This window comes from Mesorhizobium sp. M0862 (genome assembly GCF_040319795.1).
In the GTDB taxonomy this organism is placed as follows: Bacteria; Pseudomonadota; Alphaproteobacteria; order Rhizobiales; family Rhizobiaceae; genus Mesorhizobium.
Genome location: NZ_JAMYOJ010000049.1, coordinates 1 through 10,386 on the forward strand (window position 1 = coordinate 1; position 10,386 = coordinate 10,386).

At 60.5% G+C, this 10,386-nt stretch carries 9 protein-coding genes and 4 pseudogenes; 7 read left to right on the forward strand and 6 right to left on the reverse strand.

All coding sequences use genetic code 11. From position 1 onward, the window contains the following. The first annotated feature begins 71 nt into the window (after positions 1 to 71). Entirely contained in the window at positions 72 to 3,305 is a 3,234-nt protein-coding gene (locus NKI15_RS31750) for a Ulp1 family isopeptidase (RefSeq protein ID WP_352888150.1), read from the forward strand. 151 nt (positions 3,306 to 3,456) lie between these two features. Here the strand turns inward: NKI15_RS31750 and virG are convergent, their stop codons facing one another. Beyond that, positions 3,457 to 4,182, reverse strand: a complete 726-nt coding sequence (virG, locus tag NKI15_RS31755) for a two-component system response regulator VirG (RefSeq protein ID WP_352550936.1) — start codon at positions 4,180 to 4,182, stop codon at positions 3,457 to 3,459. 143 nt (positions 4,183 to 4,325) lie between these two features. Here virG and NKI15_RS31760 point away from each other — a divergent pair, with 143 nt between their 5' ends. Next, the gene (locus NKI15_RS31760) at positions 4,326 to 4,520 is read left to right on the forward strand and encodes an acyl carrier protein (RefSeq protein ID WP_352515489.1); all 195 of its coding nucleotides are present in this window, start codon (positions 4,326 to 4,328) and stop codon (positions 4,518 to 4,520) included. Here the strand turns inward: NKI15_RS31760 and NKI15_RS31765 are convergent. Then, a complete protein-coding gene (locus NKI15_RS31765; RefSeq protein WP_352749709.1) occupies positions 4,507 to 5,265 on the reverse strand; it encodes a hypothetical protein in 759 nt (252 codons plus the stop codon). The genes NKI15_RS31760 and NKI15_RS31765 overlap by 14 nt on opposite strands. A gap of 377 nt (positions 5,266 to 5,642) precedes the next feature. On the opposite strand from NKI15_RS31765, the gene NKI15_RS31770 reads away from it, so the two are divergent. Further along, on the forward strand, positions 5,643 to 5,867 hold the full coding sequence (locus tag NKI15_RS31770) for a hypothetical protein (RefSeq protein WP_352888154.1): 225 nt from the start codon (positions 5,643 to 5,645) through the stop codon (positions 5,865 to 5,867). 37 nt (positions 5,868 to 5,904) lie between these two features. Here NKI15_RS31770 and NKI15_RS31775 read toward each other — a convergent pair whose 3' ends face one another. Further along, positions 5,905 to 6,237: a hypothetical protein gene (locus NKI15_RS31775; RefSeq protein WP_352888157.1), complete on the reverse strand. Its 333-nt coding sequence runs from the start codon at positions 6,235 to 6,237 to the stop codon at positions 5,905 to 5,907. Between the two features lie 29 nt (positions 6,238 to 6,266). Next, a complete protein-coding gene (locus NKI15_RS31780) occupies positions 6,267 to 6,791 on the reverse strand; it encodes a hypothetical protein (RefSeq protein ID WP_352749700.1) in 525 nt (174 codons plus the stop codon). A 160-nt stretch (positions 6,792 to 6,951) separates the two neighbouring features. Between NKI15_RS31780 and NKI15_RS31785 the strand changes: the two are divergent. Continuing rightward, positions 6,952 to 7,373: pseudogene (locus NKI15_RS31785) on the forward strand (DUF1403 family protein); the annotation flags it as partial. 101 nt (positions 7,374 to 7,474) lie between these two features. On the opposite strand, the pseudogene NKI15_RS31790 reads toward NKI15_RS31785, so the two are convergent. Further along, positions 7,475 to 8,194 (reverse strand): annotated as a pseudogene (locus NKI15_RS31790) (IS6 family transposase). A gap of 279 nt (positions 8,195 to 8,473) precedes the next feature. Between NKI15_RS31790 and NKI15_RS31795 the strand changes: the two are divergent. The 3 genes and pseudogenes from NKI15_RS31795 (at position 8,474) to NKI15_RS31805 (ending at position 9,995) form a co-directional block, all read left to right on the forward strand. Then, positions 8,474 to 8,851, forward strand: a complete 378-nt coding sequence (locus tag NKI15_RS31795) for a flagellar export protein FliJ (RefSeq protein WP_352888166.1) — start codon at positions 8,474 to 8,476, stop codon at positions 8,849 to 8,851. A 200-nt stretch (positions 8,852 to 9,051) separates the two neighbouring features. Beyond that, positions 9,052 to 9,251 (forward strand): annotated as a pseudogene (locus NKI15_RS31800) (DUF1403 family protein); the annotation flags it as partial. A 49-nt stretch (positions 9,252 to 9,300) separates the two neighbouring features. Continuing rightward, a pseudogene (locus tag NKI15_RS31805) lies at positions 9,301 to 9,995 on the forward strand (IS6 family transposase). 127 nt (positions 9,996 to 10,122) lie between these two features. Here the strand turns inward: NKI15_RS31805 and NKI15_RS31810 are convergent. Further along, on the reverse strand, positions 10,123 to 10,386 hold a 264-nt coding region (locus NKI15_RS31810), incomplete at its 5' end, for a KUP/HAK/KT family potassium transporter (protein ID WP_502898740.1).

A 10,386-nucleotide genomic window follows, 5' to 3' on the forward strand; every position in this document is an offset into this window, starting at 1 on the left:
CGATGCTGGGTGCCTCGGTGCTGCAGCCGGGTCACTCAACGGCGCGCCATCATCATGCGCCGGATTCGTCAGTGGTTGATCTGAATCCCCCCGCAGGGGTCGAGTTGCGTGACCATGCTCGTTCTGTGCCGGCGGCGGTGCAGCCAGATCCTCCAATAGGGGTCTCCGGTCGCGACAAGGGTCCCCTCTATTCCAACGATGCGACCGTTGTCGAAGGGCTGAGGTCAGCACTCTATGCCGGTAAGATCGGGGAGATCACGGTCAAGCGCCATGTAAATTCTCTTCTCGGCTTTGGTCGTTGGCTCTTTGACAATAACAGGCCGGGATTTGCTGCTCGGCTTGACGATTCGTCGCTGGATCGGGATCGCAAGGAGTACGAGATCTGGGGTGGTGGCCCCTCGATCGTCAGAGCACTGGGTCGTCTCAAGACGTTGGCGGGCGGAGCGCCAGTGGTGGACCGCCCTGTCCGGAATCCCTACCCTGCCGACGCCGCGCTCATCAGAGATTACACAGCGGCTCTCATCAAAGAGTACAAAGAAGCGCCTGCGACCGGGCCGAATCGCGGTACCATTCAGGTCTATGGATCTACTCTTATACGTTTCAGTGAATACCTGCATGAAAACAAAAAGCCGGGGATTGCGGATCGGCTTCACGAGGGGTCGCTGGATGAAGATGCCAAGCGCTATGTGAACTCCGGTGGTAACCGGAGGATCAGTGCACTAGCTCATCTCCGGAAGTTCGCACCCGGGCGCGAAATTGCCCTTGCTGCTCGTCCGGAAGACGCAGTCGGCATGGAGGCTCGTGCCATTGGGGACGTCGCTGCGCAGCGAAGCGGGCCGCAGGAGGCATTGGGTCGGCCAGAGAAGCCCCCTGGGAAAGCTAAAGACGGGCGGGTGCTCGGCGCATTGGAATGGCTAGGCGACGAACATATCCAGAGGGATTACCAGCTCCTGGAGCAGGAGTTGCAGGGGAACAATCCAGATCTCGCCGCCCGGACGCGGTTCGTGGATCCCCTCGTAGCCAATTATCATCTGCGCTTGGGCTCCAAGAGCGTCATGCTAAGCGCATTCCAGCGCATCGTCCATAAGAACGGTAACGACACAGCCGACTTCCTGTTCGTGCCAGTGAGCGATGCCGGTACGACTCGTGAGGAGCGCGGCACCCATTGGTCGCTGCTGTTCGTTGATCGCAGCGACCGGGAGCGGCCGGTTGCCTATCATTATGACTCCTACAACGGATGCAATGACACGCTTGCAAAAGAGCTCGCAGAAAATCTGGGCGCCAGCCTGGAGACCCGCGTGGGCGTATCCCGCATCGCCCAGCAGAGCAACGGGGTGGATTGCGGAGTCTACGTGGTGGACGGCACGCGGGCGCTGGTTGGGCGATTGCAATCGCAGCCAGATAACCTGAACCTCAACAACCTCGTCGTCAATCGGCAGGCACTACAAACCCGCCTCAGGGGTGACGATACATTCGGAACGACAAATAATCTCACGAACTTTGAACTCATGGACCGAAAGGCCCGAGACGCGGTTAAGGAAAGCCCCGTTGGGACGTTTCACCAGCAGATCAAGCGGCTCGGCCAGTCAGCGCCAGACGTTGCTCCCGGGGACCCATTTAAATTTCAAAGTCTTAAGAGCAAGGGGGACGCCGCTGCGCAGCACAGCGGGCCGCAGGAGGAATACAGTTGGCCAGAGTATCTCCCCCCTGGGAAAGCTAATGAAGACGACGCTGTTCTGGCATCGTCTTTCGTGCCAACTGGGCCCCATCACCAAGCCTCGGATCCCGCAGAGTCTTTTCGTCCCCTGATCTACGGCGACCAGGGCGCGCCGGACGAGCGGATCGCTGCACAGGACAGGAGCAACCAGCTACCAAGCGAGGAGGTCCTCATCAACCGTGAGCATGATACAGCGGAGTTGAGACCAGCGAAGAGGCAAAGGACCCCGAACAGTCGTCTGCAGGACGTTGCCACTGAGCCGCAGCTGAGCGAGATCGGCAATTCAGGCGCTCGCGTGCTGATGCAGGCCCCCACCCATCAAGTGGGTGCATTGCCATGGGAAGCGCAGCCCATGATGCAAGGGAGCGGACAAGAACACGCCGCGGCGCCGTACGCCGGAGGCAGTGGGTCGATGCTGGGTGCCTCGGTGCTGCAGCCGGGTCACTCAACGGCGCGCCATCATCATGCGCCGGATTCGTCAGTGGTTGATCTGAATCCCCCCGCACGGGTCGAGTTGCGTGACCATGCTCGTTCTGTGCCGGCGGCGGTGCAGCCAGATCGCCCAAAAGTGGTCTCCGGTCCCGACAAGGGTCCTCTTTATTCCAACGATGCGACCCTTGTCGAAGGGCTGAGGTCAGCACTCTATGCCGGTAAGATCGGGGAGATCACGGTCAAGCGCCATGTAGATATTCTTTTCGGCTTTGGTCATTGGCTCGTTGAAAATAACAAGCCGGGGATTGCGGATCGGCTTCACGATTCGTCGCTGGATCGGGATCGCAAGGAGTACGAGATCTGGGGTGGCGGCCCCTCGGCCGTGGCTGGGTCACTGGGTCGTCTCAAGACGTGGGCGGGCGGAGCGCCAGTGGTGGGCCGCCCTGCCCTGAATCCCCACCCTGCCGACGCCGTGCTCATCAGAGAGTACACAGCGGCTCTCATCAAAGCGTACGAGGCAGCGCCGACCGGGCCGAAACCCCGTACCGTTGAGGTCTATGGGTCTGCTCTTAGACGTTTCAGTCAATGCCTGGTTGAAAACAAAAAGCCGGGGATTGCGGATCGGCTTCACGAGCGGTCGCTGGATGAAGATGCCAAGCGCTATATGAAAACCGCTGACATCAGTGCACTAACTCATCTCCGGAAGTTCGCACTCGGGCGCGAAATTGCCCTTGCTGCTCGTCCGGAAGACGCAGTCGGCATGGAGGCTCGTGCCATTGGGGACGCCGCTGCGCAGACCGCGGCACAAGCTCATGGCCACGCAGGAGAGCAGGGACCCATCTCTCGAGCTCAACAAGTCGCGCCAGCGCCGTTTGAACGGCACTTGGGCAAGAAGCGCGAGGCCCAGGACGGACTGACGAGTACACTTGACAGGGGCAACCTCGTGAACAGCGGGGGCGTCATCATAAACAATGAACATTACACAGCGCTGTTGAGACCGGCGAAGAGGCAGAGGACTGATAATCCGCAAAGCCGCGCCATGGGGCGGCAACTGAGCGAAGCAACCACGACGTCCATCAGCCAAGCCTCCGATCAAGCCCGAGCGGACCTAATGGCTTCCTTCAGAAGCAGGGAGCGCTCCGACGCGGGGCGTTGAGCTCCATGGCTGGGGTCAACAGAACAGCTCTCTTGACGACAGAGGGGCTGATGCGATCTCCGGACCGGTAGCTCTCGCCGTAATTGATCAGGCTGGTACTGTTGGAAGGCTTGATCAGCCTCGTCACCCCAATCTCCAGCATAGCTCACTGTCACGCGGCCAACGTGCCTCCGTAGCTAACATCTACGTCAGCGTTGAAGAAGTACCCTGCGCCACGGGATGTTTTGACCAGGCGAGGGTTGGCCGCATCAGCCTCCAGCTTTCGGCGCAAGCGCATGATTAGGACATCGATACTTCGATCGTACACCTCTTCTCCACGCACTCGGCTCGCGAGCAAAAGCCGTTCTCTGGATAGCACGTTGCGGGGGTTCTCCAGAAATGCGATCAAGAGATTGAACTCACATGCGGTAAGCTTGACCTCGCCACGCTCCGCACAGATCAGTCGCCGCTGCTTCACGCTGAGCTTCCAGGCCCCAAAGCGAAATGAGCGCTGCTCTCTGATTCGCGGACTAGAAATGCGCTGGCGTAGCGCTACTCGAATGCGGGCCAAGAATTCGCGCATCCCGAAAGGCTTGGGAATGAAATCGGTTGCGCCGAGCTCCAGTGCAACCACTTTTTCCGCCTCATCAAGCCGGTCGCCGCTGATCACTATGATAGGAACATCCGATTTTGTCGCCAGATTGCGGACGATCGCAAGTCCATCCTCCCGGCCTAGGTTAAGGTCAACAACCACGAGATCGACTGGCTCACGTGAAAGAACATAGTCAAACTGCTTGCTATCGTGGACTGCGGTTACCTTCAGGGCATGCATCGTGAGATACTCGGCGATGAGGCGCCGCATTGCGGCATCATCGTCAATGACAAGAACGTGTTTCAACGGCACACCTCGCTTTGGGGGTTGTGCCCCGATCAGGGTTGCATTACCTGAATCTGCAAGCAAAAGGCATGTATTAGTGATGACATTAAATTGAACAACTGGTTCTCAAAACCCTCAACGCTCTAGTTGCCGAAAAAGTAGAGGTGTCGATGACAACCCGAATGCGGGATCTCGGCCTCGACAGCCTCGACTATAACGAGCTTGCTACGGCGATCGAGAGCCGACTTGGCTGGTTTGTCGACGATTACAAGCTCTGGCAATACGAGTCCGTAAGGCATGTCGCCGACGCCGTCGCCAGTCAGGAGTTGCGCACCCCTGGCCTGGTCAGGACATGTTAAGCGGAACCACCAGCAGTGCGGCAAGTGCTGGAGTAGTGCTGTAGGCACAGGTTACGGTGAGGCCAGCTTGGGCCGTTGCTCCGCTGTGGTTTTTATTCGTGACTGGTGCGTTTGAGAACTGTTGGGTCAGCCCGGTCCATGTCGCAGTGCCGATGCCCCCATTGGTGGCGTTGCCCGCAATTGCGATGGCTGCGCCCAGGGCACCAATGCTGACGGTCGTTGTCAGGCCACCCGTTGAATTGTTGTCAGAGGCAACAGTGCCCACCACACCATCCCAATTGGTGGTCGTATAGACCGACATGTAGTCACGGAACACGCTCTCACTATACGTGGTCACGATCGTTGCCGTCGTACCGGTTGGCACGAGGGCTGACCACATTGACAGATAGACCACACCAGAATTGAAGATGCTTTCCACCTGAGCGAGAAGGGTGGCAGCCACACCCCCAATCGTCATACTGTTGACGGTCACTGCACTTTCGGTGTCAGTGGTCTCAGTTGTCACGATGACACGACGATTAGCGTGTGGCGCGACAACAAGCGGAATGCTGGTGTGGGTGTAAACGGTCGTGGCAGTCGAGTCTTCGTGAGTGCCATTGAAGACCAGATCTATCGGGAACATTTTCTCCCAGACGCCCGAGCTGCGCACATAGACCTGTCGAGCCTTGGTCCAGAGGCTTGAGATTTTCACCCAGACGGCGCTGGCCGCCCCCCAGACCCCGGAGGCTTTGACGTAAAGGGCCATTACGGCTGCACCCAGAAATCACCGTCCACGCCGCCAGAAGGGGCAGCGGCCGAGATCGTGACGCTGCGATTTGCCATCGTGCCGACGCCGAGAAGCGCCTTGGTCTGGGCAATGGACTGCGGTGGACATAATTGTCCCCGGTGCCGTCACTCGACGCGCGACCGACGAAGCTCGTCACAGCGTCGGCTCCTGTGGCGTAGGTCGAGCGGTACAAACGCGTCGTGATATCACCAGCGCCATCGCGCTGAGTGACCGTGCCGGCCGTTCCAGTCTGATCCATCGAAGCGCCGCCGAGCTTTGCGCTGTCAACGGCCTGAGCGGTTGCACCAAGCTTGCCCCTAACCGTCGTCGTCAGATCGGTGATCTGCTTCTGCAGCTTGCCCAGTGCCGACAGCACCGTGTCGGCCGCGGTGATCACGCCTCCCGTGGCGGTCGACAGACCCGTCAGGGCCGCGGTGATGACCGTGGCGGCAAAGTTCGAGATCGTGGCGGCCAGCTGGGTGCCGGTATGGGTCGAACGATCGCGCAAACTCGCGTCGGTAGCATTGGCGGTCGCGGCCGACGCAATACCGGCGAGCTTCGTTTTCTCCGTCGCCGTTTAGGCTTTGTTGGTCGTGCCGTCACTGATATCGTCGGCGGTCAGAATGACAGCACCAGTGCGGCCTGCGATCGACAGCACGGCGTCGGTGTAGTCTTCCTTGAACCAGTTGGCTGCGAAGGTCGTGGCCGAGGCGTTGGCGGCGTTGGCGACGATACGATCGCCGTTGGCAACGTCTGACCATTGACGGTGCCACCGGTCGAGACGATGTAGCTGAAGCCGGCCTGGGCCACGCCAGCGCCGGGGAAGCTGCCAACAGAGGCGTCCCAGGTGCCCTTGAGGATAATCGCCTGATCGAGCCCGAGCACCTTCGCGCGCAGATCGTCCAGGTCCACGTTGCCGGTAACCGTGATGAAGCCAAGCTTGGCACTCATGGCGGTCGTAAAGGTGCCGGTCGTGCCAATCAGAGCTGCGTTGTAAGCTTGGACCGAGGCACCAACAGCAGCGCTGATGCGCGCGTCGGCTGCTGTTGAGACGTTCGAGATCGTGGTGGCCACTGGGTGCGGGTGTGGATTGAGCGATCGCGCAGCGCTGCATCATTCGCATTGGTGGTGGCACCTGATGCGACACCATCGAGTTTGGCCTTGTCCGCGCCCGACATGAAGCCGGAAGCTCCAGTGGTTGCGTCAGCGTGCGAGTGGGCCGCTGGTGGGAACGTCACCGGCTTGTCCGTGATGCCGGCCCACGGCGCGCTGTCAGCAATATCGGCGGCGGTGACCTTACCATCAGCGTTGGTGTCGTAGTCCACCTTCTCCATGTCACCGGTGCCGGTGCCAGCGGCGCCGCGCACGTCAACCGCGTCAGCCATGATAGCCGTGAGGCCCGTCGCGCCGATGTAGTCGCCGGTAGCGGGCTTGGTCCCGGTGCCGCCTACCCAGTCAGCAACCTGGAAAACACGTCTGGCCCCGTCCAGGACGAGGCTGGGCACGATTGACCAGCCCTTATCTCCCTGGTCGCCCTTGAGGCCCTTGGTGTTGAAGCGGAGGGTCCAGGCGGTAGCCCCCCGTCTTTTTTAGACATTCGCGGCGTCGGAGAAAGCGAAATCACCAACGCGGCCATCGGCGTTGGCCGGGGCGCCGATCGTATGGATGATCTCCCTCCGCACCCTTGGGACCGACGCGTCTCCCGGGGTCGGGCTGTCCGCTCTCGCGGCACCGGTGCCGTCCTCGCTGCGCCGGGCAGTCCCCGATGCGCAAACCGTTGAAGATGCTGGGATCGCATGCGGCGCCGCGATCGCCACGCTCGATGCGGTCGTGCGCCGGGATGAAAAATGGGCCGGCGCCTGGCGGCAGCGCCTCGCACTCGGCGCGGCCGCGGCGACGGTGCGGCAGGCGGGCCGCACCGAGGACGAGGCCGCGCTGCGCGACGCCGTGCTGCTGCTCACACGACCGGGCGACAATGCCGGGCCCGCCGGCCTTTGCTCCTCGCCTGGCGCCGGCTAGCAGCCCGGTCCGCGGCGGAGCTTCTGACGGAGCAAAACCTCGCCGCGGCATTGGAGGAATTCGGCTTTTTTGCCCGCGCGTCGGTTTTGACGATTTGACGACATAGGCTTGTTGGCCGGGCTTGTCACGTTGTCTGAAATTGGCCGGCCGAGGGCTGCTGCTGCAGAATTCATGCGGGCGTTCCAGTCACGGCCTTCGATTCGGCGATGGCTTGCAGGCGATGAACATGTATGGCGAGAGCAGAACGTTTGGGGCGGGGCGGGACGAAGAGGTTGCGGAGGGCTGACAAGGTCGAGACGAAGCGTTGCAGGCCTCCCGGCGATCGGACCCCTGCATCATCCGCTCCCGTTTTCGCGGCGGCACATGGGAATTCTCCGCTCCGTTGTTCAACCCCTTGTGCGACCGGTGCTTGACGTCCGGCATCACCTGTCGCTTTGCCGCTCCATACGAGCGCAGCTAGTCGGTGATCATGCGCTTCGGCGCGAGCCCCTGCTTCTTCAACAGCCGCGTCAGCAAGCGCTTGGCGGCCTTGGTGTTGCGGCGGTTTTGCACGATTTCGTCCAGCATATATCCATCCTGGTCGACGGCGCGCCACAACCAAAGCTTTTTGCCGGGCGATGGTGACGACCACTTCGTTCAGGTACCAGACATCATTCCGGCACGGCGGCTTGCGGCGCAAGCAGCGAGCGCAGTCCAACCCGAACTTGATGCCCCACCGGCGACTTGTCTCATACGAAACCACGATGCCGCGTTCCAGCAGCATTTCCTCAACCAGGCGCAAGCTCAGCGGAAACCGGAAATAAAGCCAGACCGCGTGGGCGATAATAGGCGGCGGAAATCGGGGGGCGTGTAGCTGACGGCGGGCGTATTCATGCCCCCCGGCGTCCATGTCGCAAATCTTGACTATTGCTTTGTGTGTCAAGCCCGCCGCAGGTCTCAACGCGTTCATATGCAGACATTGTGAAAATCGCCCTATTCCGCCTTTTTTTACCGCCCCTTAAGTCCCCCGCTCGCATGCTTGTCGATGCCATTGAACTCATAGCCATCGGCCAAGGATTTTGGAAAATATGTTTCCGCTCGCAGCAGAAAACGTGAGAGTCGCTGTAGGCCTAACGTTAAGGGGAGAGAGCGGTTTGATTGGACGAAATGGGTACCGGAGTACCGAGTCATGAAGCCACGAGGTAATCTGGTCCGACTGAAGCAATTTCAGGTGAATGAGAAGCGGCGACAGTTGCACCAGCTAGACATCATGATTGCCGATTTCGAATGCATGGCGCGAGAACTGGACTTCCAGATAAACGCCGAGGAAACGAAGGCCGGCATCTCCGATGTCAATCATTTCGCTTATCCGACGTTCGCCAAGGCCGCTCGCCTACGTCGTGACAACGTCAAGAATTCGCAATCGGACCTTCTGCGGCAGAGAACCGCAGCCGCGCAATGCCTCGCCGAGGCTGAAGCAGAGCTCTCCAAGGCGCAAATGCTAGAATCGCGCAGCGGCAGAGGCCACGACCTCGAACCCGGCAACCGAAGCGCCATGATCGGCTGAGCCGGACGGCTTCAGCGCGCCTCAATTCGCGACACCGACTGGCCGTTGGCGCGCGAGAGGCGTGCGGGCATTGTAAAGATATCAGTGTCTTGATGCAGCGATAGCTGGCCGGGACGGCTGTCATGCTGCGGCGACATACGCGATTTTGTTCCAGATTTGCATAGCGGCGTTACGCAGGTATTGGGGGAAAGTGGAACTGGTTGGCAATCGGAGCATCGGTGGAGACGAACCGCTGCCGGCGGATCGGCGCCTGGCGGCAACGCCTGGCGCTTTCGGCGGCGGCGGTAACGGCAAAGCAGGCTGGCCGCGTCGAGGATGAAGCGGCCCCTGCGCGATGCCGTTCTGCTCACGGCCGGGAGACGGGGTCGGCCCCGCCGGCCGGATGCTGCTCGCTTGGCGCGGCACCGTAAAGTCAACCGACAGCTATGAAGATGTGCGTACATTGGGCCATGTCAGAAGTTGCTCGTGGTCCGCTCTATGGTCGCCACCGCTTTCCCCCGAGATCATTGCGCACGCGGTATGGCTCTACTTTCGCTTTCCGCTCAGCCTGCGCATGGTTGAAGGCATGCTGGCGGCCCGCGGCATCATCGTCACGCATCAGAACGTTCGAAGCTGCGCGGAGAAATTCGGACGGAATTTCGCCCGAGAGATCAAGCGACGGTCAGCCGGCTGCCTGGGCGACAAATGGCATCTCGACGAATGTGTCGTGGCTATCAGTGGCAAGAAGCAGTGGCTCTGGCGTGCCGTCGATCAGGACGGCTTCGTCCTCGAAGTGCTGGTACAAAGCCGCCGAAATGCCAAGGCGGCAAAGCGTCTGATGCGCAAGTTGAAGGCTCAAGGGCGGACACCACGGATCATGATCACCGACAAGCTCCGATCCTATGATGCCGCCATGCGCGACCTCATGCCCGGCGTCGAACACCGGTCGCACACAGGCCTGAATTATCGAGCGGAAAATTCGCACCAGCCGGCCCGACGACGCGAAAGGATCATGAAACGCTTCAAGTCGGCACGCCAGCTTCAGCGGTTCGTTTCCATCCATGATCCGATTGCCGACCTGCTCCACTTTCCCTGCAATGCGCTGTCATCGGCTCAACATCGAGACCTGCGTAACGCCGCCATGCATTGTGTCGCCACAGCGTGACAGCCGTCCCGGCCAGCTATCGCTGCATCAAGCCGCTGAAACTTACAGTGCCGGGCGCGCTGCTACCTGAATTTCCTTACCGCTCAATCAATGTGACAGCACCGATTCTTCTCAACCGCGGCATGCCCTAAATCGTCACTTGCGTTCCGATCTCGACGACGCGTCCGGTCGGGATCTGGAAATATTCGGTCGCATCGGCGGCCGTGCGTGCCAGGCCGATGAACAGCTTGTCCTGCCACACCGGCATGCCCGAATTGGGCGATGCCTTGAGCGAGCGCCGCGACAGGAAGAACGAAGTCGTCATGATGTCGAACTTCCAGCCCTGCTTGCGGCAGATCGCCAGCGCGCGCGGAATGTTGGGCTGCTCCATATAGCCGAAGGTCAGCGTCAC

Bases quoted from the DNA above. Each gene is read 5' to 3' on its own strand.
- NKI15_RS31795 (WP_352888166.1), top strand. From the start codon at position 8,474: ATGAAGCCACGAGGTAATCTGGTCCGACTGAAGCAATTTCAGGTGAAT.
- NKI15_RS31765 (WP_352749709.1), bottom strand. From the start codon at position 5,265: ATGGCCCTTTACGTCAAAGCCTCCGGGGTCTGGGGGGCGGCCAGCGCC.
- NKI15_RS31775 (WP_352888157.1), bottom strand. From the start codon at position 6,237: ATGAGTGCCAAGCTTGGCTTCATCACGGTTACCGGCAACGTGGACCTG.